The following is a 23,803-nucleotide window of genomic DNA, read 5'->3' on the forward strand; positions in this document are numbered from 1 at the left end:
CTGTTGCGAATGGGGGTTCAAGTCGGGCGCGGCGCCGTTCGTTGCGGCCTGCCGGCTTGCCGCCGGCGGAACGCCGGTGGGCCGCCGCCGCTGGGCCGAAGCGCCGGCCGCCGGATGCGCCGGCCGCCGGATTGTCCGCGTAATTGGGGGCAAGCCGGCGCGGTTTCAAGAGGCGCGGCGCGCCACGCTGTCGAGATAACGGCACAAAAAGGTTGCCAGCTCCGGATCGCCGCAGTTGGAAATATTGAAGCGCATCCAGGTGGTCGACGACTGCTGCGGGGAAAACAGGCTGCCGGGCGTCAGCAGAAAACCGGCTTCGTGGCCGGCGGCCGCCAGCGCGTCGGCGTCGACGCCCGTGTCGGCCCACAGGAACATGCCGGCCATGGGCGTCAGGAACAGCTTCAGGCCGGTCTTCTCCAGCATCCGCACGGATTTCTCGCGCACGCCGTCGAGCCGCACGCGCAGCCGTTCGACATGCCGCCGGTAGTGGCCTTCGGTCAGGATCTTGTACAGCACACGCTCGTTCAGTTCCGGGCTCGTCATGCCGACCAGCATCTTCTGGTCGCTGACCGCCGTGGCCACTTCAGGCGCGCAGGCAACGAAACCGACCCGCAGATTCGGCGCGAGCGTCTTCGAAAAACTGCCGAGGTAGATCACGCGCTTCAACTGGTCGAGGCTCGCCAGGCGCGTGCCCGGATAGCTCGGCGGACATAGATCGCCATAAATATCATCCTCGACGACGATGAAATCGTACGCTTCGGCAAGACGCAGAATGCGGAACGCCTGGGCCGCCGTGAGTGACGTGCCGGTCGGGTTCTGCAGCACCGAATTGATCACCAGCATTTTCGGCCGCCACGTCTGCACGAGCGACTCGAGCGCGTCGAGATCCGGGCCGTCCGGCGTGTACGGCATGCCGACCAGCCGCGCGCCCTGCGACGCGAAACGCCCGAACATCTGAAACCACGCCGGATCGCCGACGATCACGGCATCGCCCGGCTTGACGTAGATGCGCGAGATCAGGTCGATGGCCTGCGTGATGCCGGACACCATCACGATCTGATCCGGCGATGCGCCGATCTCCAGTTCCTCGAGCCGCGTCTGCAATTGCTGGCGCAGCGGCAAGAAACCCAGCGGCGTGCCGATGCCGAGCATCTGCGCGCCGCTTTGCCGGCCGAGCGTGCGCAGCGCATTGGTGATCAGGTCGCCGTCGAGCCAGCGCGCCGGCAGATAACCCAGGCCGGGACTGCGTTCTGGCCGCGCGCCGGTGTGCAGCATGTTGCGCAGCAGCCAGACCACGTCGATCGTGGCAGGCGCCGGCGCCGCCTCTGTGAGCGGATGAATCTCGGTGCTGGCCGACGCGCCCAGCCGCTCGCGCACATAGAACCCGGAGCCGCGCCGCGACTCCAGAAAACCCTGCGCCACCAGCCGTTCGTACGCCTCGACCACGGTGAAGCGCGACACGCCCTTGTCGAGCGCGAGCTTGCGGATCGACGGCATGCGCATGCCGGGGCGGAACACGCGCTCCTCGATGCGGCGGCGCGCCCACTGGACGAGCTGCTCGACCAGCGTCAGCGAGGCCGTGTCGTGCGGGGCGGGAATCTGGGCGAGCGGGACAGACATGACGGGCTCCAACTGTACCGAACAGTATCGAATGGATTGTACCGTTACTGTGCCGGTCGGCGTCGTTACATTTGAGAGCAGTAAGGATGGAATGTGCCACGGCAAGCCTCACCACGCCCACGCGCTCTCCGGCAAAACCCTGCCGAACACCCATCCGCATGGCCCGCCGATCCGGCAAACGGTTATGCTTACGGCCCCGGCAGCGTTGCCGCGACACCCGGCACGCTCCGGTCTACCGCAGAAACCGTTTCCCCGATCCGTCATGACTGCTCATCCGCTCCGCCTCGATCACCTCGTGATTTCCGCCCGCACCCTCGACGAGGGCACACAGTACGTCGCCGATACGCTCGGCGTCGCACCGGCCGGCGGCGGCGCGCATCCGCTGATGCGCACGCACAACCGCCTGCTGAACTTGTGGGGCGGCGTGTATCTGGAAGTGATCGCGGTCGATCCGCAGGCGGCGTCGTTGGCCACTGCGCCGGGCGACGGCAGCGCGCCACGCCCGCGCCTCTTTGCCCTCGACGACCCGGCAACGCACGCGCGGCTCGAAAACGGACCGTATCTGTCGCACTGGGTCGCCCGGGTCGAGCGGCCGAAACGTCTGCCGACGTGGCAGGCGCAGTATCCGCAGCGCATTCCACCTGTCGTGCCGATGACGCGCGGCGATTTCACGTGGGGCCTGACGGTGTCCGACGACGGCGCGTTCCCCGCCTGGCAAGGCATCGGCGACGGCGTGCTGCCCTCGTTGATCCAGTGGGATACGACGAACCATCCGTCCACGGCCTTGCCGGAAACGGAGATTTCGCTGAAAGCCTTGAAAGGCGCGCATCCGCAAGCCGATACGGTGGTGGCGCAACTGCGTTGGCTCGGCGCAGCCCATCTGATCGAGTTGCAGTCCACGGAAGGCGCCCCGGCGCTCACCGCCGAATTTGAAACACCCGACGGTCTACGGACCCTTAAATAAGCAGTGCGCGCGGGTCGCCGACTCGCGCGATAATTGAAGTTTTGACCGGTTCCAGTACCAGCAGAGGAGACCATGGACCAAAGCGACTTGAAAGCCCCCACGTGGCAATTGTCCGAACGCGCACGCAAGCTCACGAGCTCGGCGATTCGCGAGATTCTGAAGGTCACGGAGCGGCCCGAAGTCATTTCGTTCGCAGGCGGCCTGCCTTCGCCGGCGACCTTCCCGGCCGAACGCATGCGCGCGGCAGCGGACCGCATTCTGCGCGACGAACCCGCCGCGGCGCTGCAATACAGCGCGACCGAAGGCTTTCTGCCGCTGCGTGAATGGGTCGCGAAGCGCTATTCGGTGAACGGCGCGCAGATTCGTCCGACTCAGGTGCTGATCACGACCGGCTCGCAGCAGGCGCTCGACCTTCTCGGCAAGGTGCTGGTATGTCCAGACAGCCCGGTGCTGGTCGAAACGCCGACCTACCTCGGCGCGCTGCAATCGTTCTCCATGTACGAGCCGCGCTACGTGCAAGTGCCGACCGACGAACAGGGCCTCGTCCCCGAAGGGCTCACGCCCGAACTGACGGCCGGCGCGCGCCTCTTGTACGCGCAACCCAACTTCCAGAACCCGACGGGGCGCCGCCTGCCGGTCGAACGCCGTCGCGCGCTCGCCGAGTTCGCGAAGACCGCGCCGTTCCCGGTGATCGAAGACGATCCGTACGGCGCGCTCGACTACGCGGGCGAACCGCTGCCCACCATGCTGTCGATGGCGCCTGACCACATCGTCCATCTCGGCTCGTTCTCGAAGGTGCTGGCGCCGGGCCTGCGGGTCGGCTACATCATCGCGCCCGAAGAGTTGATCTTCAAACTCGTGCAAGCCAAGCAAGCCACGGATCTGCACACGCCGAGCTTCACGCAGCGCATCGTGTACGAAGTGATCAAGGACGGCTTCCTCGACACGCACGTACCGACAATCCGCGAACTGTATCGCAATCAATGCGCGGCCATGCTGGCCTCGCTCGAACGCTACATGCCGGAAGGCGTAAGCTGGAACCGCCCGGAAGGCGGCATGTTCGTGTGGGTGAATCTGCCCGCGCAGATCGACAGCATGAAGCTGCTTGAAGAAGCTGTCGCGCAGAACGTCGCGTTCGTGCCGGGCGGTCCGTTCTTCGCGAGCGAAGCGCAACACAACACGCTGCGCCTGTCGTTCGTGACGGTGCCGCCGGCCAAAATCGACGAAGGCGTGTCGCGTCTCGGCGCGCTGATCCGCGCGAAAATCTAAACGCTGCCGCGCGCTTGTTTGCGCGCGGCTTGCGCGATTTTCGCCCGGCCCGCATCCAGCGAATTCCACTACTGACGAAGGACACACCATGGCTCAAACGAATATTTACGACAGGCTCGAGGAACTGGGCATCGAACTGCCGACCGCCGGCGCACCGGCTGCCGCGTATGTGATGAGCGCGCAAAGCGGCAACACGGTGTATCTCTCCGGACATATCGCCAAGAAGGACGGCAAGGTGTGGACCGGCAAGCTCGGCGCCACCCTCACGACCGAGGAAGGCAAAGCCGCCGCACGCTCGATCGCCATCGACCTGCTCGCCACGCTGCACGCGCATGTCGGCGATCTGAACCGCGTCACGCGCATCGTCAAGCTGATGAGCCTCGTCAACTCGACGCTCGAGTTCACCGAACAGCATCTGGTCACCAACGGCGCGTCCGAACTGGTCGCCGACGTGTTCGGCGAACGCGGCAAGCACGCGCGTTCGGCATTCGGCGTCGCCCAGATTCCGCTCGGCGCGTGCGTCGAGATCGAGATGATCGCCGAAGTCGAGTAACGCAGTCGACGCCGCCGGTTCATCCGGCGCAGCGGAACAGGAACGCGTCGCAAGGTGTCAGCCACCCGCGGCGCGTTTTGCATTTGTGGCGAGGTAGATCGTTCCGCCGTCAACGGATAGAATCCGCCAACCCTATCCATCCGTTTGATTCGCTGGACCGCGCCCGATGCCCGCTCACACTGTCCGTTTCAAACAAGTCGACGTGTTCACGTCGGTGCCGTTCAAAGGCAATCCGCTTGCCGTCGTGTTCGATGCCGACGCACTCGATGCGAATCAGATGCAGGCCATCGCCCACTGGACCAATCTGTCCGAAACGACTTTCCTGTTGAAGCCGACCGACCCGGCCGCCGACTATCGCGTGCGCATCTTCACCACGCATGGCGAACTACCGTTCGCGGGTCACCCGACGCTCGGCACCGCGCACGCGCTGCGCGAAAGCGGCTATCAGCCGAAGCAGGCCGGCAAGCTCGTGCAGCAATGCGGCGTGGGACTCGTCGAACTCGAGGCGCTGCCCGGAGCGGACGGCGCGTGGGCCTTCGCCGCGCCGCCCGCGCGAGTCACGCCGCTTGCCGAGGATCGCTACGCGGCGCTCTCTACGGCTTTACGTAGCGACGCGATCGATTTCAGCGCGACGCCCTGCGCGGTCGACAATGGTGCGCCGTGGCTCGTGGTGCGCGTCAATTCGGCGCGTGAATGCCTCGCGCTGGAACCCGATGCCGCCGCGTTAGCCGACATCGTGCGTTCGGTCAATACGCATGGCCTCGCCGTCTACGGCCCGCACGAGGCCGGCGGCCCGGCCACTTTCGAGGTGCGCTGCCTGATGGCCGGCGGTAGTTTCGGCATCGGTGAAGACCCTGTGACAGGCAGCGCCAATGCGGCGCTCGCCGGCCTGCTGAGCGCCCAGCAGTTGCGCCCGGGCACGCACTATTCAGCCCGTCAAGGCACCGCGCTGGGCCGAGCCGGCCAGGTTTCCGTGCACTACGACGACGCACGCCGCAAGACATGGATCGGCGGCCCGTCGGTGACGATTGTCGACGGCACGTTTCGCTTGCCCTGATCGGCACGCCCCTTGCCTCGTTCATGTGTCTGGCATGCAACCGAAGAAGGCGGCATAGGGTTCGCCCTGCCTGGCCGCGCTTGACCACAAAACGCCGCATCGTTTGCGCGATTAAATGCGCCTTGCATTGGAAGAGGCCTGTTAAAGGCCTGGCACACCTGAATGCCGGCGCGCCTCGCCGCCGATTCCCGATGAAATACTCGAACACGACAGCGCAGCGGCCGCCTCAAGATTGGCCGGACGGGGTGTCAAAATCGCCGCACCGGCCAGCTTGCCGCGCCCTCGTATACCCGATGCCCGGCCTCTTCCTTAATCCAGTGGCATTAAGTAATATCGAGACGTACCCGATGACCTGCGGATGGTCAGGCACGGCGCCACGCTTATCTCTTCTGCGCAGCAGTTCCGGCACCTTGGTCACCATGCAGCCACTCATGAAATCAGCGCAGTCGACGCTCGTTCGTTTGCAACCGGCCGGCACCCACGCACGGGCCGCCCGATGAGTCAATCCCGCTTCTCCGACCAGCGCGAAGCCAAAGCCCGGCGCGATCCCGCAGTGTCGCGCCGGCGCGCTTTGCTCGCGATTCCCGCGCTCGGCGTTTTGGTCCTGATCCTGCTTTGGACGGTGATCTTCGCGCGTCTGTCGGTCGAGAAAGAAGCCACTTATCGTGAAGCCATGGCCTCTGCTGCGATTCTCTCCGCGGCGCTGGAGCAGCACACGGTCAAGGCGATTCACCAGGTCGATCAGATCACCCGCTTTGTCAAATTCGAGTTCGAGAAGACGCCGAATCATTTCGATCTCGCCAGCACAGTGGAAAAAGGCGTAGTGCAAAGCGAGACGCTAGTGCAGGTGTCCTTGATCGACGAGCACGGCACGCTGATCGCCAACACCGCCGAACTCAATCCCAGGCGCATCGATCTATCCGACCGTGAACACTTCAAGGTCCACGAACACGAGAACGACGACCAGTTGTATATCAGCAAGCCGGTGCTCGGTCGCGTGTCCGGCCACTGGACATTGCAGATGACGCGGCGTCTGAATCACCCGGACGGCTCGTTCGCGGGCGTCGTGGTGGTCTCCGAAGATCCCAGCTATTTCACCACCGACTTCTACAACAACGCGGCCATCGGCCGCGAAGGCGTGATCGCGGTGATCTCGGACAACGGCACCGTGCTCGCGCGGCGCACCGGTAGCGCCGAAACCGCCAACGGCGCGTTCTCTGCGAGCGGCTCGTATCCGACCTCGGAGCATGTGTCGGGCACCTACATCGATTCGATCGACAACGTCACGCGGATCGTGTCGTACCGGCATATCGACGGTTATCCGCTCGGCGTGCTGGTGGGTCTCTCGCAAGCCGAAGAATTCGCCGACTACAACCACACACGCAACGTCTATCTGCTAATGGCGGGCTTCATCTCGCTCGCCATGCTGAGCTTCTTCGCCGTGGCCACCGGCCTGATCGGCAAGCTGCTCGGCCGCGAGCGCGAGATGACGCATCTGGTCGAATACGATCTGCTCACCGGTCTGCGCAACCGCTACGCAACCTTGCAAACGCTGCGGCACGACGTGGCGCAGCAGGCCAACCTCGGCCGCCTCGCGATTCTCTTTATCGATCTCGACAACTTCAAGACCGTCAACGACACGCTCGGCCACAACGCTGGCGACATCGTCCTGCAAATGACAGCCTCACGGCTCGCCACCGCGGTCGGCGAAGGCGGCGCGCTGAGCCGCATCGGCGGCGACGAGTTCGTCGTCGTGATCAAGGGCGACGACGTCGAGAAGCGCGCCGTCGCGCTCGCCGAAGCCGCGGCCGAAGCGTTCGCCAAGCCGTTCGAAGTGCGCGGCAGTTCGTTCGTGCTGCATGCGAGCATCGGCATTGCGCTCTACTCCGTCACCAACGAAAGCGAGATCGACCTGTTGAAAAAAGCCGACCTCGCCATGTACAGCGCGAAAGACGCGGGCAAGAACTGCTATCAGTTCTATTCGCCGCAACTGTCGCATCGCGCGGATCATTTGATGAAGTGGGAACAGCAGTTGCGCGTCGCGCTCGCCGAAGGGCAACTGTTCCTCGCCTATCAGCCGAAGATCGATCTGACGCGCCGCTGCATTACCGGCTTCGAGGCGCTGGTGCGCTGGAATCATCCGCAGCACGGTTTGATTCCGGCCAACGAGTTCATTCCGGTTGCCGAGTCGACCGGCCTGATCGTGCCGATCGGCGACTTCGTGATCGAGACCGCCTGCCGGCAACTCGCGCTGTGGCAGCAACAGGGCTACGACACGCTGTCGCTGGCGGTGAACATCTCGGCGGTGCAGTTCTGGCGCGGCGACCTGTACGAAACGATCTCGCACGCCATCGAGGAAAGCGGTATCTCCGCGCGCCGCCTCGAGCTCGAAATCACCGAAACGGCGATGATGGAGTATCCCGAACTCGTCTCGGAGAAGATCTTCGCGTTGAAGCGTCTCGGCGTGCGCATCGCGCTCGATGATTTCGGCACCGGCTATTCGTCGCTGTCTTATCTGAACCGCTTCTCGGTGGATACGTTGAAGGTGGACCGTTCGTTCATCCAGGCAATTCCGGGCGACCGCAGCGTCTGCGTGATGGTCACCGCGATCGTCAATCTGGCGCGTTCGCTCGGGCTCACGGTGGTAGTCGAAGGCACGGAGACCGAAGAGCAGATCGCGTGGCTCGCCGCGCTCGGCCATATCGAGGCGCAAGGCTTCCTGTTCTCGCGTCCAGTTCCGGTGGACGCGATTCCGGCGCTGCTCGAACGTTTCGGCGTCTGCGGCATGACGGGCCGCCGCACCGCGCACGAAGCCGACAGCGCCAGCAGCGTGTCCAGCACCAACACCTGAGCGGCGCACGCAGCGGGTCGTCACGGGTCATCTACCCGCAGCGCCGCAAAACCGGCTACATTCTCGCTGTACTGCATCACAGCGCGATGCCGCCCGCCGGCCGCGTCAAAACCACTAAACGATGATCTCAAAGGACGAGCGGCCGCCTGCCGGGCGCTCGTGGCGCCATGCAGATGATCACGAGCCAGGATGCTGCCCGACGAGGCGAACGGGAACCGCTATGGACGCTGTTTCGGGTCGTATTCGGCCTGTCCGCGCTGTCATGGGGCGGCCTCGCGCTCATGGCGCAACTTGAAAACCACTATGTCGAACGCGAAGGACGCCTCTCGCGCGTCGCTTTCTCCGATCTGATCGCGCTCGCCTGGATGGTGCCCGGCCCGGTAGGCTGCAATGTCGCCGTGCAACTCGGACATGCGCTGCGCGGACGCACCGGCGCCTGGGTCGCGGGCATTGCCAGCGTGCTGCCCTTCTTCATGCTGATGACATTGTTTGCGATCTTCTATCGCACGCCGTTCGTGCGCGCCGCCGCCTCGCAAACCTTGCTCAATCACTTCAGTGTCGTCCTGGCCACGCTGATCGCGATCACCTGGTATAAACAGACGCGTGCGCTGGTGCGCGGCAAACTCGAATGGGGCGCGGCGGTGCTGGGTTGCATCGCGCTCTTCTATGCGCGCAGTCCGGCCGCTTATGTCGTCATGCTCGGGGCGGCCTTCGGCACCGGCTGGCTGGTGAGCCCGGTTCGGAACTCGCGCGTCGTCGCGTCGTTCGCGCGTGGCGACTGGCAGATGCTGACCGCCCTGAGCGTGTTTCTCGTGTTGTTCGCGATGCCGTTGCCGCATCGCTACGAACTGGCGCTGTTGTGGCCGCGGCTTGCGGGTGCCGGCATGACGTTGTTCGGCGGCGGCTTCTCGGCGTTGCCGGTGCTCAAGACGCTGTTCGTCACGCCGGCGATCGGCGTCTCCGATAACGACTTCACGCTGGCGTTCTCGCTGTCGCCGCTGTCGCCCGGGCCGCTGTTGAACGTGGTGCCGTTCTTCGGCTATCTGGTGGATGGCTGGGTGGGCGCGCTGATTGCCACGCTTGCGTTATTCGTGCCGTCGGGGTGCCTCGTCGTGCTGGCACAGCGGCATCTGCATCAGTTGAAGGCCAATCCGCGCTTCGAGCACGGCATGCGGATCCTGCGCGCCGTCACCACCGCGTTTCTCGCGGTGGCCGTGCTGCGCATTGCCGCGCATGTGCCGTTCAAACCGGTTTATCTGCTGACCGCGTTGTTCTCCGCGATGTGCTTCGCCAAGCTGAAGGTGCCGGTGTACGTGGTGTACGGGACGGTCGCGGTGGTGTGCGGGCTGTGGCTCGCGTATGGCGCGCTGATCTAGACAGCGCAGCGGCGCTTCGCTCGATGGTGGCGAGGCTTCAAGGGTGCGCCGCGCGGCGGTGTCACCACGCGGCGATCGGACTTCAAACGGGCAATTGCAAAATCTTAGAAGCCGCGCGACAGCACCGCGACGCCGATCGTCACCACGCCAAGCACGATATTGATCAGCACCAGACGACGGATCGTGCCGACGGCCCGCGCGCCATCCGGCCATTTTTGCGCCTGCACTGCGCGGCGGATGCGCGGGAACACGGCGAAACGGATGTGCCCGAAGATCAGCATCATCACAATGCCGAGGCCGGCCATGGCATGCAGCGGCCAGGTGGCATGCCCACCGCCGAATTGCATCAGCAGGAAGCCGCCGGTGAGGAGAATCACCAGCACGGAGGCGGCGACCCAATTGAAGAAGCGGCCGAACACCGATTCCCACAACGGCAAGCGTAATTGAGGCGAGAGATCGGCAATTGCCGGGCGCAGACAGAAATGCGCGAACACCATCCCACCTACCCACACGGCAACCGCGAGCAGATGGAGAAAGAGCGCGAGTTCGATAGCCTTGTTCATGTTGTTTTCCTCTCCCGACGACGCCACACCGCGTATAACGAGCGGCTATTGAGCGCATTCGACCGCGCGCTATGCACGCAGTTCCATGGCATTCGTGGCTTTCACGCCGTTTTTGTAGTTGTTATCGCAGCATGCCCACCGCAATGGCGATGCTGCTCCCCGGTTTTGTACTACGCACGACAAGCGCCTCGCATGCTAGCAGACGCTTGCCGTGTTCCAGCGTCAAGCTTTGTTAAACGGCCAGCACGGGACGCATGCCTTCGAGCTTCATCTTGCTCTCAGGCGCGCGGCCCTTGCGCGCCCGCTTGCCGATATGCGGCGCGAGCGCGGCGCCGCTCACCTTTTCTTCGTCGACGCGGCCGCCACGGCGCGTGCCGATCAACACGACACCCGCGTTATTGATGGCCAGCGCCTGCACGAGCGTTTCCTTGTCGTCGAGACCCATCAGCGTGACGCCGCGGCCGCCGCCCGAGAGCGTCTTCATCTCGTCGAGGCCGAACACCAGCAAACGCCCGCCCGAGGAGAGACACGCAATGTGCGTCGCGTCCGGCAGCATCGGCATCGGCGCGAGCGGCGCGGCGCCGGCGTCGATCGTCATGAACGACTTGCCGGCCTTCACGCGGCTCACCATGTCGCCGACCTTGGCGACGAAGCCGAAGCCATTGCTCGAAGCAAGCAGCAACGCCTGATCCGCAGACGCCGCGTAGTAATGCATCAGATGGCTGCCCGATTCTAGTTCGATCAGCGACGTGACCGGCACACCGTCACCGCGGCCGCCCGGCAGCATCGCCACCGCGACCGAATAGACGCGGCCGTTGCTGCCCCACGCGACCAGCGTGTCCGGCGTGCGGCACTGGAAGGCCGCGTAGAGGCCGTCGCCGGCCTTGAACGTGAAGCCCGCCGCGTCCAGGCCGTGGCCCTTCAGCGCACGCACCCAGCCCTTCTGCGAGACGACGACCGTCACCGGTTCATCGACCACGCGCGCTTCGAACGTCGCGCGCTTTTCTTGCTGGATCAGCGTGCGGCGCTCGTCGCCGTACTGCTTGGCGTCGCCTTCGATTTCCTTGATGAGCAGGCGCTTCATCGCCGGTTCGCTGCCGAGCAGCTCTTCCAGCTTGGCCTTCTCGTCTTTCAGTTCGGCGAGTTCCTTCTCGATCTTGATCTTCTCGAGCCGCGCCAACTGACGCAGCCGGATTTCAAGAATGTCCTCGGCCTGGCGATCGGACAGGCCGAACGCGGCCATCAACGCGACCTTCGGTTCGTCCGATTCGCGGATGATGCGGATGACTTCGTCGATATTCAAAAAGACGATCATCCGGCCTTCGAGGATGTGAATCCGGTCGTCGACCTTCGACAAACGATGACGCGTGCGGCGCGTGACCGTGGCGAAGCGGAACGCGATCCACTCGTGCAGGATTTCGCTCAAGCCCTTCTGACGCGGCCGGCCGTCGCCACCGACCATCACCAGATTCAGCGAGGCGTTGGATTCCAGGCTCGTATGCGCGAGCAGCGTATTGACGAAATCGGTCTGATCGATGCGGCTCGACTTCGGCTCGAACACGAGACGCACCGGCGCGTCCTTGCCGGACTCGTCGCGCACCGCGTCGAGCAGCGCCAGCATGGTCTGCTTGGTCTGCAACTGTTCGGGCGTGAGCGCCTTCTTGCCGAGCTTGATCTTCGGATTGGTCTGCTCTTCGATCTCCTCGAGCACTTTCTGCGCGGCCGTATTCGGCGGCAGTTCGGTGATCACCAGTTGCCACTGGCCGCGTGCGAGCTCTTCGATCTTCCAGCGCGCGCGCACCTTGAGGCTGCCGCGGCCGGATTCGTACGCCGCGGAGATTTCCGCTTCGCTCGAAATGATCTGGCCGCCGCCCGGGAAGTCCGGACCCGGAATGTGCTGAATCAATTCCGCGTGCGTGATCTTCGGATTGCGGATCATGGCAACGGTGGCGCCCGCGACTTCGCGCAGATTGTGCGACGGGATTTCCGTGGCCAGACCCACCGCGATGCCGGACGCGCCGTTCAGCAGCACGAACGGCAAGCGCGCCGGCAACAACCTCGGCTCGTCGAACTCGCCGTCGTAGTTCTTCATGAAATCGACCGTGCCCTGGTTGATTTCATCGAGCAGCAGCTTCGCGATCGGCGTGAGGCGCGCTTCCGTGTACCGCATTGCCGCCGCGCCGTCGCCGTCGCGCGAACCGAAATTGCCCTGGCCGTCGATCAGCGGATAGCGCATCGAAAAGTCTTGCGCGAGACGCACCAGTGCGTCGTACGCGGACTGGTCGCCGTGCGGGTGATACTTACCGAGCACGTCGCCGACCACGCGCGCCGACTTGACCGGCTTCGCGTTGTCGGACAGACCCATGTCGTTCATCGCGAACAGGATGCGGCGCTGCACCGGCTTCTGGCCGTCGCACACATCCGGCAGCGCGCGGCCCTTGACCACGCTCACCGCATAGTCGAGGTACGCGCGTTCCGCGTAGTTGCCGAGCGTGAGAAAGTCGCCCTCCGGGGGCGGCGGCTCGGTGAAAAGGTCGAGAGTGTTATCGTCGTCCATCTAGATTCCGTATCCGTGTTTGGCGTGAAGTTTTCGTGCGGAGTGAGTGCGCTTTAAAAAGCGCTCAGATATCCGCTTCTACTTCGTTGCCCTTTTCTTCCAGCCAGCTGCGGCGCGACGCCGCTTCGCCCTTGCCCATCAGCATCGTCATGCGCGCGACCGTGGCGTCGTAGTCGAGTTCGCCGAGCGCCACCGGGGAGAGGCGCCGCGTGTCGGGGTTCATCGTGGTGTCCCACAACTGCTCCGCGCTCATTTCGCCGAGACCCTTGAAGCGGCTGATGGACCATTGCGTGTCGCGCACGCCGTCCTTGCGCAGTTTGTCGAGAATCGCTTCGAGTTCGCCTTCGTCGAGCGCGTACAGCTTCTGCGCCGGCTTCTTGCCGCGCGCGGGCGCGTCGACCCGGAACAGCGGCGGACGCGCCACGCACACATGTCCGCGTTCGATCAGCTGCGGGAAATGCTTGAAGAACAGCGTGAGCAACAGCACCTGAATGTGCGAGCCGTCGACGTCCGCGTCCGACAAAATGCAGATCTTGCCGTAGCGCAGATTCGACAAGTCGACTTTGTCGTCAGGGCTGTGCGGATCAACGCCGATCGCCACCGAGATGTCGTGCACCTCGTTGTTGGCGAACAGGCGGTCACGCTCGGTTTCCCACGTGTTCAGCACCTTGCCGCGCAGCGGCAGGATGGCCTGATATTCCTTGTCGCGGCCCATCTTCGCGGAACCGCCCGCCGAGTCACCCTCGACGAGGAACAGTTCGTTGCGGCCGATTTCCGTCGATTCGCAATCGGTCAGTTTGCCCGGCAGCACCGCGACACCCGAGCTCTTGCGCTTCTCGACCTTCTGCCCGGCGCGCGTGCGCGCCTGCGCCTGCTTGATGACGAGGTCGGCGAGCTTCTTGCCGTGCTCGACGTGCTGATTCAGCCACAACTCCAACGCCGGCCGCGCGAACGACGACACCAGCTTGACCGCGTCGCGGCTATTCAGGCGTTCCTTGATCTGCCCTTGGAATTGCGGATCGAGCACCTTCGCGGAAAGCACGAACGACACTCGCGCGAACACGTCTTCTGCGAGCAGCTTGACGCCCTTCGGCTGCAGGTTGTGCAACTCGACGAAACTCTTCACCGCCTGATACAGACCGTCGCGCAAACCGGATTCGTGAGTGCCGCCCGCGGGCGTCGGAATCAGGTTGACGTACGACTCGCGCATGAGCGTACCTTCCTCGCTCCACGCGACCACCCATGCGGCGCCCTCGCCCTCAGCGAACGTCTCTTCGCTCGCGCGCGAGTTTTCGGCATAGCGCTCGCCCTCGAACAGCGGAATCAGCAGATCGCTGCCGTTCATGCCTTCGAGCAGATAGCCGCGCAGACCGTCTTCGTATTTCCAGGTTTGCTGTTCGCCGGTTTTCTCGTTGATCAGCGTGACTTCGACGCCCGGCAACAGCACGGCCTTCGAACGAAGCAGACGTTGCAGTTCGCCGAGCGGCAGGTTCGGCGAATCGAAGTACTTGGGATTGGCCCACGCGGTGACACGCGTGCCGGATTTCTTGTCGCCTTTCGCGGCGGCCCGCACTTCGAGTTCCTTGGCGACGTCGCCATTGGCGAAACTCAGTTCGGCGATCTTGCCGTCGCGCCACACGGTGACGTCGAGGCGCGTGGACAGCGCGTTGGTGACGGACACGCCGACGCCGTGCAAGCCGCCCGAAAACGTGTACGCGCCGCCGGCGGCTTTGTCGAACTTGCCGCCCGCGTGCAGACGCGTGAAAACGATCTCGACGACCGGCACGCCTTCTTCCGGATGCAGACCGAAGGGAATGCCGCGGCCGTCGTCCTCGACCGAGACCGAATGGTCCGCGTGCAGCGTGACCGTGATTTGCCGGCCGTGGCCGCCGAGGGCCTCGTCCGACGCGTTGTCGATGACTTCCTGAATGATGTGCAGCGGATTCTCGGTGCGGGTGTACATCCCGGGCCGTTGCTTGACCGGCTCCAGACCCTTCAACACCTTGATCGACGCTTCGCTATACGCGGCGTTTGGCTTTTTCGTAGACATGGTTGACTCGGGTGCGTCGGTTCATCGTTGTCCACAGGTCCTGTTCACAGGTCTGTGGACAATGCGTTGAGTTTTCAAAAAAAGCGAAACGAAACAACGGGGTTAGGTGGGGTGCCCGCAGTGCGGGCAAGCTGTTTTGTCGCATGGCTTCCCGTTGGCGCGCTCGACGGCGGCTCGAAGCCTGCCCTGCATGTGCAACAAGGCGGGCAACGTCGACGCTGGTGCGAACGCCGGGGAAGCCTGTTCGCGGGGTATTTTACTGATTTCGATACGCGCGGCAATTCACGATGCACGGGATTGGCCGTCTGGATAAGGGACGGCGGTGGCGCGGCCCCATCCCGCGCCGCCCCCGCGCCTCATTTGCGCCGGTTTTCCAGCTCGTCCCAACGCTCGAGCGCGACCAGCAGTTCTTCGTCGATCGCGGCATAGCGCTCCGTCAAACGCGTGCCTTCCTGCGCGTCTTTGGCGAATACGGAGCCGTCTTCGAGTTGTGCGCCAATCGCTTTCTGCTCGGCTTCCAGCGCGGCGATCTTCTCGGGCAGCGCCTCCAGTTCGCGCTGCTCCTTGAACGACAGCTTCGCGGCGCGTTGCGTATTGCGGCCAGCGGAACTGTCTTTGGCCGCGGCCGCATCTTTGCCCGCGTCCTTGCCGGCTTCTTTCTGCGCGTCCAGCGCCATTTGCTGCGAACGGTCGCGCTGGATCTGCCAATCGGTAAAGCCGCCGACGTACTCGCGCCACTTACCGCCGCCTTCCGACGCGATCACCGAGGTCGCGACGTTATCGAGGAACGCGCGATCGTGGCTGACCAGCAGCACCGTGCCGTCGTATTCCGTGAGCAGTTCTTCGAGCAGTTCGAGTGTCGGAATGTCGAGGTCGTTGGTCGGTTCGTCGAGCACCAGCACGTTGGCCGGACGCGCGAACAGACGCGCGAGCAGCAGGCGGTTACGCTCGCCGCCCGACAGCGACTTGACCGGCGAACGCGCGCGTTCCGGCGCGAACAGGAAGTCGCCGAGATAGCTCATGACGTGCTTCTTCTGGCCGTTGACTTCCACCCACTCGCTGCCCGGGCTGATGGTATCGGCGAGGCTCTTGTCCAGATCAAGTTGCGCGCGCATCTGGTCGAAATACGCGACCTGCAGATTCGTGCCGATGCGCACCGTGCCTTCGTCAGGCGCCAATTCACCGAGGATCATCTTGAGCAGCGTGGTCTTGCCCGCACCGTTAGGCCCGACAAAGCCGATCTTGTCGCCGCGCATGACGGTGGCCGTGAAGCTGTCGACCACCGTGCGCGAACCGTAGCGCTTGGTGACGTCGGTCAATTCGGCGACGATCTTGCCGGACTTCTCGCCCTGGCCGACGTCGAGCTTGACGTTGCCCTGCACGTTGCGGCGTTCCGCGCGCTGGTTGCGCATTTCCACGAGCCGCGCAATCCGGCCGACGCTACGCGTGCGGCGCGCCTCGACGCCCTTGCGAATCCACACTTCTTCCTGCGCGAGCAGCTTGTCGAACTTGGCCGCTTCCACTTGCTCGACTTCGAGCTGCTGCGCCTTGCGCGTCTGATAAGCCGAGAAATTACCCGGATACGACAACAGACGCCCGCGATCTAGTTCGACGATGCGCGTGGCGACTCGATCGAGGAACGCGCGGTCGTGGGTAATGAAGAGCAGGCCCGCGCGCAGCGACACCAGCAGGTCTTCGAGCCAGCGGATGCCGTCGAAATCGAGGTGGTTGGTCGGCTCGTCAAGCAGCAGCACGTCCGGCTGCACGACCAGCGCGCGCGCCAGCGCCACGCGCTTTTGCATGCCGCCCGACAGCGAGCCCACCCGCGCCTCGCCGTTCAGGCCGATCTGCTGCAGCGTGGTCGCGACGCGCGTGCTCCAGTTCCAGGCGTCCGAATGGTCAAGCGCCGATTGCAGCGTGTTCATGCGCGACATCAGCGCGTCGTGCTCCGGGCCTTCCGGCTCGTCGGCGAGCTGATTGGCGACCGCGTCGTATTCGTCCAGCAGCGCGCGGGCGTGCGTGAGGCCGGCGGCGACCGCTTCGAACACCGTGTCGTCCGTGTCGAACTCCGGCTCCTGCGGTACGTAAATCGTGCTCAGACTCTGCTGGCGCGTGACGAGGCCGTCGTCAGGCTTGGTCAGGTCGGCGACGATCTTCAGCAGCGACGACTTGCCCGCGCCGTTGCGGCCGATCAGCCCGACGCGTTCGCCCGCTTCGAGAGAGAAATCCGCGTGATCGAGCAACGCGACGTGACCGAACGCCAGTTGGGCTCCGGTAATGGTGTAAAGCGACATGGAGAATTGGAGAAGACAGCGATGAGTCGGAACTGCCCATTGTACCGGGCGCACGGGCGGGTGCCTGTATGCCGGAAGAGATAGATCGAACGGCCGGCTTGCCCGACGCGGATAGCCCGGCTGCGCATGGCGCGGACGCCGGACGGGCAGTTGCACCCACCCGGCTGTCTCGTGCGGCGGGTTACTTCACGTGCACCGTGATGGTCTTGCTCATTTCCGGACCGTACGAACGATGCGCGCCGTCGCCGAATTGCAGCGTCAGCGTGTGGTCGCCCGGCGGCAGCGTCAGATCGGTTTCGGTCTGGCCCTTGCCGAAGTGCAGCGACTTGTCGTTCGCGGGGATGACCTCGCCCTTGGGCAGCGGCTTGCCGTCCACCAGCAGATGATGGTGGCCCGTGCCTTCCGTCATCGTGCCGGCCGGCGCGATCTTCATGCCGTCGACGCCGAACACCACGTGGACTGGATTGCTGACGGTCGCGCCGTCCGCCGGCTGCACGAACGACACGCTCGCGGCCTGCGCCGCGCCGGATACGGCGAGCAATCCGGCCAATGCCGCACCGACCAACCATTTGTTCTTGAACATCGTTTTTCTCCTTTTTGGGAAACGAAAGTCATGCGCGGGCCATGTCGGCGGCGATGGCGCCTCAGTGGCCTGAGGCCGATCGTCGCAGTTCATGCCAGGCGCCCCGGCGCGCCGGTCCAAAAGATCTGCTGCGGATCAGAGCATACACGCTGTGTGTGACGCGGTCCGTCGAGTGGGTTCGGCGTGGTGCCAGACACTTTGCGGCGCTGCGACATCGGCCGTTTTCAGCCGGATTGACAAATTCCGGTAATATTGCGGGTCGCCGCCGTGCCCAAAAAAGGGGCAGACTGGGCGGATCTTGCATTGAACTAGAGAAGAGTGCGTCGTGAGCGAAGTAATTGAAGTGACTGAATATAAGAGCTGGGTCTGCCTGATTTGCGGCTGGATCTACAACGAGGAAGAAGGCCTGCCAGAGGAAGGCATCGCGCCGGGCACGCGCTTCGCCGCGATTCCCGAAGACTGGCGCTGCCCGCTGTGCGACGTGGGCAAGGCTGAGTTCGCGGTGGTGGAGTTCTGAGGCGGGTTTATCGGGCTGCCGGGGCGCTGCGTTAGGTCGTTGCGCGCGCTGGAGCGATCGCCCGGGCAGTTCACATGGCCCAGCAGGCTTTGACTGCTGGGCCGTTTGCTTTGTGGGACGGGCTTCGGCGCTCCTGCACGGCCCTCCTCGCGTTTGGGCGTGTTTGATATACTCTGCGCTCGCTGGCGAATTTGGACTCGCCCGATCCTCGCGGACCTTGTTCGATAGCGGGATTGCGGCGATCATTTTGGTTTGGTCCTCTCCCTGTAGTTCAATGGATAGAACAAGTGCCTCCTAAGCGCTAGATACAGGTTCGATTCCTGTCAGGGGGACCAACTAGCTTCCCAGCAGCACCCAAGTTTGCCCAGAAAAGCCCCGTATGCCTTGCGCTGTGGGGCTTTTTGCTGTCATCAGTGCCCACGTTTGCCCAACACAATCCAGATTCGTTGGCAGTCGTGCTGTGGTTCGCGCAGGGTTGGTATCTAAACAGCCGCCTCGAGCGAATCCATGCAAAACTTGCTCAACACTCCCTACGTTGGATGGGTTGCGCCGGTACCTCTGCGAAAACGATCCGCAGTATGACGACGAACGGAGATCCGCAGCACGTCTCAATGATGCCGGAGATCTGTTCGCAGGGATGGCTGACTGCGCGCCAATTAAGTCAAAGGAAGATGCTGGACGTCGGACGCTGGATACGCCTTTCGCATAGACCGCTTGTCGAAAGCCTGAGCATCGCTGGGCATCGCGCAGGGCATTTGCATACTGACATCAGGTCGGCATGCAGACGCATGGTGTTCGCGGGTGGACGCCTCAGGAGGCCGAGTTAACCTTTGGATGCACATAGGCGTGCCGCCGAGCGATGATGCGGTTCACTCGCCCGTTATCTGGGAGGGCGCAGATGTGTCGACGATGACGTATCGTTCTGACGGCACCTGCCGTGACGCTGGTAATATCTCGCAATCTTTCGAGGCCTTACCAGTGAAAGCAGAAAAAATCCATTCGCTGACATCGTTGCGATTCTTTGCTGCCGCCATGGTGGTCGTTTTTCATACTCGCAGAGAGTTCGGCTATTTCGGCCTCGCGAACCATCTTGCGCTCACGCAGGCGGTATCCCTTTTCTTCGTTCTGTCTGGTTATATTCTCGCCCATACCCACAGAACGATCACATCAAAGAATGACCTTCGCTCCTTTTATCTGAAACGGTTCGCCAGGATTTGGCCCCTGCACCTTGCTGGCGCTGCGGCAGCCGCATGGCTGATTCACTTTGAAGGCGGTTCTATTGCGGGCGCGGCAGCGGCGCTCAATGTTCTGCTGCTGCATGCCTGGTCATGGAACATCAACGACTATTTCTCGTTGAACGGGGTTTCATGGAGCCTGTCCGATGAGGCGTTCTTTTATGCGGTCTTCCCGCTACTGATTTGGCGAGCGAACACCACTTGGGCCGTCAAGCTCGCGGGCACCGTGCTTCTTACCGCCGCAATGCTGCTTGCCTTTAAGAACATGGGACGCCCGTTGATGTTGTGGTCCGCGTACATTTCACCGATCACCAGACTGAGCGAATTTATGATGGGCATCGCTGCCTATCAACTGCGGGAGAAACTGGGGCGAGCCATCAAAACCGGCTGGCCAGCGAGCGTGATTGAAATTGGCGTCGCATTGATCGCAGTGTCGGCGGTGTGGGCCGCAGATCTCAAATTCGTCTCCGACCTACCTTTCCATCCCAACAAGCCTGTTGCTATTTGGCTATCAAACTGCGGAGCGGCCATTGTGTTCGCTTTGCTAATAGCCGTTTTCGCGCTTGAAAAAGGCATCTTGTCTCGCCTTTTAAATGCGCGACCACTCATTTACCTAGGCGAGATCAGCTTTGCCTTATACATGGTTCATCAACTCGTATTGCGGTACGCGGAAGACCACGGCTACATGACGCCAAGCTATTCGATTTCTACCAAGGCAATCGCGTATTGGCTGGCGGCCATTGCGGTCGCAGCGGTAGCCCACCATCTGATCGAGATCCCCGCTCAGAGGCTAGTCTGGTCGCGACTCACGGCACGGCACAATGTAATAGCCTAATCCATAGCAGGCCAATCATTCGGAAGCGCCGAGAGCAAGAGATCTAATCGCATTGCAGGCGTGAATGTTTTGTAGAAATTTTCATGGCGTGGTTCACAAATCAATACCAATTGCTGGCCAGGCGAACGGAGCGCGTTTGGATTGACAGGAATGCATCGCGCTCGGGCAGATAGCGGCTGAGTTGACGCCGCAGGTGATGGAAACGTACAGCCTCACCTGCCGCTCCTTGTCGATGGCTGGATGCTCGACTATAAATCGCCGGCGGTTTGTGGCATCCATCAGATCTGCGCGGCGCGTCTGTTGCGCTCAAAGTAGCGGTCTCGGCGCGCCAGTAACCTGCGGACACAATTCGCGCCGAACTTCGTTCTGCACCCCCAACTCTGATCTTTTAAGGAGGTGCAACATGCTCAGGCTTATCGCAATTACCAGTTTGGCTGCCGCTCTGTCGGGTTGCGTCGCATATCCGGCTGGCTACGGGTACGCCGATCCTGGATACGGGCCCGACTATGTACCCGCATACGGCTACGGCAGCATCAACGTCTGGGCTGGAGGCGGCGGCGGTTACCATCACGGGGATTACCACCATGGCGGTTGGGACCACGGTTACGGGCGGGGACACTGGGAAGGTGGCCGCGGCGGTGGACATGGTGGGGGCCACGGCGGCGGCCACGGGCGCTAAGCGTGCCGGCCTGCTCGGCCGGCTAAATGATTCTTGGCAGTTCGAGACTAGAGAGCAGAATCCCGCGTGCCCTGCCGATTCGAATTGCTAAGCTTGGCCGCGCCCTGCATCAGAATTGAAACTGCCTGCTTGGCTCCCGACATGGAGAAGCGGTAGACGGCGAATCTGCCATCCTGAAGGGCGACGGCAATCCCGAGAGGCATAGTAGAGTCAAGCAGCGAATCCATCGCGTCCGGGTTGCCAATCTGTGCGCGGAACATGGGGCGGCCACTTTGCGTAATCGACGTGTCGCAGGTGAGTTGAAAAGGAATGGCGCCAAGGGATGTAGAAAACAGGGCTGGCGAGGTCACCCCTTTCTCGCAGTTGGTGGCTGTCATGAGATACCAGTAGCAGACTCCTTCTGAAGGTCTGCACGCTTTCATCAACATTCCGCCGCTATCGTTTACCGAACCGGCGAAGAGTTGTCCATCATCAGTCGCGCCAGTGATCCAATCACCGATTGGTGCCGACTCGGACGTAAGCGGCAACGCAAGTGCAGCCGCGAGCACCACACACGATATTTTCAGCATCCCATCACCCCACCGCATTTGCCGGCATCCAGGCCGACTCAATTCGTGTGACGACATTCTTCTGCGGCTTCAGTATCGGCATTTTCGCTGGGGTTCTGAAGTATCGCGATAAGCGGAATGGCTGCAGGCGGTGTGCGAGCTATGCGCAGTGTGGCTCCGACCTCGCGCGCGTCAGGGTTTGGGCGTCGCGTGTGCCGATGTATCTGCAAATGGACCGTGAACGGTGCCATATACCGTATGCTCGACGGCGTTTCCCGAGTGCATACAGTCTATAAACGTATGCGCTCGCTTCTCCGCATATCTGAACGCATCCTGCTCAGAGATGAATTCCAGTTGCTCTGGAAAACTTGCAACCTTTTGTACAGGTTGACTCGACGAACTGATAGTCCAGGACACCTTGTACCGGCGTCCGACATTGTGCAAACACAACGTCTTCCCGGTCGTGACCTGAACGTCGATTCTGAACCCGCGATACGGAGCATAGGTTTGGCAAACCATGATCAATCTCCTGACGCGATGGTCCGCGTATGCAGCCAACATCGCGCAACCGCCATGCCCCAAGGTGAGCCACCAGGGAAACTACCACCTGGTTCAGAAAGGCTCAGCAAAAAAAAAGCCGCAGGCAACGCTGCGGCTCAAAACACACACACCGCGCTCGGGGCGCTGACGTGAGCCATTATCTTACAGAAACCTGTCGATGAATATAACCAGGGATTTCATATGATGTTTTCAAAAACGCTTACCGAGCCGTGATCGACTACTGCTCGATATACATCCGCCATTCCGGGAATTGCTCGAAGAAGCTTTGGCTCACGTAGACCTGGTACAGAACCGGTGAGCTACTGTCGGTCGTGGACCCGGGCTCGCTCAACACGGTCAGTCCCGGATCAACGCCAGAGAGGCTCGCCCATGCGGTGAGATCGTCCGGCAGGTCGGCGGCTTCCTCGCGCGGCACACGCAATTTGATCGGTTTCATGGGGTCTCCGACAAATGGTGAAGGGCATCTGCCGAATATCATACAAAGAAGCGGTGCGGCCGTGTCAGCTGTGCCTCGATGCTGGAGCGTTTTTCACGAAATTGCCTGTTCACCCTGCCGCCTTGACCCCAAAGCGACTATCCGCATCTCTTGCGACGCGGCGGCCAGATACACCGGGGTACATAGCCGCTTCGACGCGCGCACTCAATACGATACGTTTCGCCCCCTCGCACCTAGCCCGCGAAGCTTCGTCACCGCGGCACGCAACGGCGCCGTGATTCGCCAGGAGGTCGATGACTCGAGTTCCCTGATCGTCGAAGTCCTTGATGCGATCTCCTCTTGCATCACTGCGACCTTGGCTCGCATTTCCGCAAGAGCTTGTTCGGCTTCGGCGAGCCGCTCAGCCGGGTCGGCACTCATGCTCACCGCCCTCTCCGTACCCACCGGAGTGCCGTAGAACTCCTCGGTCGTAAGCTCAACGCGAGGAGGTTCCTTGCGAAAAACAATGATCATCTCTCCGCCGGTTTCTCCGCGCGCAGGCACGAAGTCGACGAGATTGAATTCCACGAAACCCATCTTCAGGATCGGCTTCAAAACCTTGGACACGATCGTGCCGCTCTCGAAAACGTGACTGTGAATACCGACATGCGGAGGCGCCTGCAGCTTCTGCCGGATACGGTTCATATCCAGCTTGTCGGCCACATGCATCGGCTTGTTGACGAATGCTTCGTCGTAATAGATCTCGCATTCGATTTGATGTTCGCGCGGGATTTCCTCGACGCCCGCCAGATACTCGGCCACGAAATGGCTCAGCGCCGTGTCCTGCCTATATTTGTCGAAACTGAACTTCTTGTCGGGCAAGGCGAGAAACAGGATTCCGCCCGGCTGCATCATGTCGCATAAGTCGGACAGCCATTGAATCATGTTGGGCGCGTGTTCCATCACATGATTCGCGATTATGTAATCGAACTTATCGCTGATGTAGTCGCCGTACCGGTTCGAATGAACCACGTAATCGATTTCGGGTATGTCGACGATCATGTCCGGATGCGTGCACTCCCGAACCAGTTGCTCTTTATCTTTCCAGTCCAGATATCGCACATCGGCTTCCGACTTGAAGACGGTTGGCTGATCGTACGGCCCTATCTCGAGACCGACTCCCGACAGATTGGCATGTTTCAGAAGATGTCCGCGGCGCAGCGTCGTGACCAGATTCATGAACTACCTCTCGGCGTGGGGACTGGCACCGTGCAAC

The 23,803-nt window shown here is 62.4% G+C and carries 18 protein-coding genes and 1 tRNA gene; 10 read left to right on the forward strand and 9 right to left on the reverse strand.

From position 1 onward, the window contains the following. Window positions 1–165: 165 nt before the first annotated feature. Window positions 166–1,620: an aminotransferase-like domain-containing protein gene (locus P0D73_RS19610; RefSeq protein WP_132375395.1), complete on the reverse strand. Its 1,455-nt coding sequence runs from the start codon at window positions 1,618–1,620 to the stop codon at window positions 166–168. 262 nt (window positions 1,621–1,882) lie between these two features. Between P0D73_RS19610 and P0D73_RS19615 the strand changes: the two genes are divergently transcribed. The 6 genes from P0D73_RS19615 to P0D73_RS19640 all read left to right on the forward strand — a co-directional run bounded on the left by P0D73_RS19615 (window position 1,883) and on the right by P0D73_RS19640 (window position 9,690). Continuing rightward, window positions 1,883–2,584: a VOC family protein gene (locus P0D73_RS19615; protein WP_408432590.1), complete on the forward strand. Its 702-nt coding sequence runs from the start codon at window positions 1,883–1,885 to the stop codon at window positions 2,582–2,584. A 72-nt stretch (window positions 2,585–2,656) separates the two neighbouring features. Next, the gene (locus P0D73_RS19620; protein ID WP_132375397.1) at window positions 2,657–3,853 is read left to right on the forward strand and encodes an aminotransferase-like domain-containing protein; all 1,197 of its coding nucleotides are present in this window, start codon (window positions 2,657–2,659) and stop codon (window positions 3,851–3,853) included. A gap of 88 nt (window positions 3,854–3,941) precedes the next feature. After that, complete coding sequence (locus tag P0D73_RS19625; protein ID WP_132375398.1) at window positions 3,942–4,406, forward strand: RidA family protein; 465 nt, start codon at window positions 3,942–3,944, stop codon at window positions 4,404–4,406. A 166-nt stretch (window positions 4,407–4,572) separates the two neighbouring features. Then, a complete protein-coding gene (locus P0D73_RS19630) occupies window positions 4,573–5,463 on the forward strand; it encodes a PhzF family phenazine biosynthesis protein (RefSeq protein ID WP_408432592.1) in 891 nt (296 codons plus the stop codon). Between the two features lie 496 nt (window positions 5,464–5,959). After that, on the forward strand, window positions 5,960–8,314 hold the full coding sequence (locus P0D73_RS19635; RefSeq protein WP_342960554.1) for a bifunctional diguanylate cyclase/phosphodiesterase: 2,355 nt from the start codon (window positions 5,960–5,962) through the stop codon (window positions 8,312–8,314). A 167-nt stretch (window positions 8,315–8,481) separates the two neighbouring features. Next, window positions 8,482–9,690, forward strand: a complete 1,209-nt coding sequence (locus P0D73_RS19640) for a chromate transporter (RefSeq protein ID WP_408432594.1) — start codon at window positions 8,482–8,484, stop codon at window positions 9,688–9,690. A 104-nt stretch (window positions 9,691–9,794) separates the two neighbouring features. Here P0D73_RS19640 and P0D73_RS19645 read toward each other — a convergent pair whose 3' ends face one another. From P0D73_RS19645 to P0D73_RS19665, 5 genes are all read right to left on the reverse strand, one after another. Continuing rightward, window positions 9,795–10,253, reverse strand: coding sequence for a CopD family protein (locus tag P0D73_RS19645; RefSeq protein WP_012432243.1), 459 nt, complete (start codon window positions 10,251–10,253; stop codon window positions 9,795–9,797). 232 nt (window positions 10,254–10,485) lie between these two features. Then, complete coding sequence (parC, locus tag P0D73_RS19650; RefSeq protein WP_408432596.1) at window positions 10,486–12,810, reverse strand: DNA topoisomerase IV subunit A; 2,325 nt, start codon at window positions 12,808–12,810, stop codon at window positions 10,486–10,488. A 64-nt stretch (window positions 12,811–12,874) separates the two neighbouring features. Next, complete coding sequence (locus P0D73_RS19655; protein WP_132375401.1) at window positions 12,875–14,860, reverse strand: DNA topoisomerase IV subunit B; 1,986 nt, start codon at window positions 14,858–14,860, stop codon at window positions 12,875–12,877. A 356-nt stretch (window positions 14,861–15,216) separates the two neighbouring features. Next, entirely contained in the window at window positions 15,217–17,154 is a 1,938-nt protein-coding gene (locus P0D73_RS19660; protein ID WP_132375402.1) for an ATP-binding cassette domain-containing protein, read from the reverse strand. 181 nt (window positions 17,155–17,335) lie between these two features. Further along, complete coding sequence (locus P0D73_RS19665; protein WP_134456770.1) at window positions 17,336–17,737, reverse strand: DUF4399 domain-containing protein; 402 nt, start codon at window positions 17,735–17,737, stop codon at window positions 17,336–17,338. A gap of 325 nt (window positions 17,738–18,062) precedes the next feature. Here P0D73_RS19665 and P0D73_RS19670 point away from each other — a divergent pair, with 325 nt between their 5' ends. The 4 genes from P0D73_RS19670 (at window position 18,063) to P0D73_RS19685 (ending at window position 21,003) form a co-directional block, all read left to right on the forward strand. Beyond that, the gene (locus P0D73_RS19670; RefSeq protein WP_007175738.1) at window positions 18,063–18,254 is read left to right on the forward strand and encodes a rubredoxin; all 192 of its coding nucleotides are present in this window, start codon (window positions 18,063–18,065) and stop codon (window positions 18,252–18,254) included. Between the two features lie 260 nt (window positions 18,255–18,514). Then, window positions 18,515–18,589 (forward strand) — tRNA-Arg (locus tag P0D73_RS19675). Window positions 18,590–19,163: 574 nt separating this feature from the next. Continuing rightward, on the forward strand, window positions 19,164–20,324 hold the full coding sequence (locus tag P0D73_RS19680; protein WP_408432610.1) for an acyltransferase family protein: 1,161 nt from the start codon (window positions 19,164–19,166) through the stop codon (window positions 20,322–20,324). A gap of 403 nt (window positions 20,325–20,727) precedes the next feature. Further along, complete coding sequence (locus P0D73_RS19685; RefSeq protein WP_408177910.1) at window positions 20,728–21,003, forward strand: hypothetical protein; 276 nt, start codon at window positions 20,728–20,730, stop codon at window positions 21,001–21,003. 47 nt (window positions 21,004–21,050) lie between these two features. On the opposite strand, the gene P0D73_RS19690 is transcribed toward P0D73_RS19685, so the two are convergent. From P0D73_RS19690 to P0D73_RS19700, 3 genes are all read right to left on the reverse strand, one after another. Continuing rightward, window positions 21,051–21,572 carry a hypothetical protein gene (locus P0D73_RS19690; protein ID WP_408177909.1) on the reverse strand — a complete coding sequence of 174 codons (522 nt, stop codon included), beginning with the start codon at window positions 21,570–21,572 and terminating at the stop codon, window positions 21,051–21,053. Between the two features lie 757 nt (window positions 21,573–22,329). Then, complete coding sequence (locus P0D73_RS19695; RefSeq protein WP_408177907.1) at window positions 22,330–22,548, reverse strand: hypothetical protein; 219 nt, start codon at window positions 22,546–22,548, stop codon at window positions 22,330–22,332. Window positions 22,549–22,752: 204 nt separating this feature from the next. After that, window positions 22,753–23,766, reverse strand: coding sequence for a class I SAM-dependent methyltransferase (locus P0D73_RS19700; protein ID WP_408177906.1), 1,014 nt, complete (start codon window positions 23,764–23,766; stop codon window positions 22,753–22,755). Window positions 23,767–23,803: the final 37 nt, after the last annotated feature.

Source organism: Paraburkholderia sp. RL18-101-BIB-B (assembly GCF_046026985.1).
GTDB lineage: Bacteria > Pseudomonadota > Gammaproteobacteria > Burkholderiales > Burkholderiaceae > Paraburkholderia.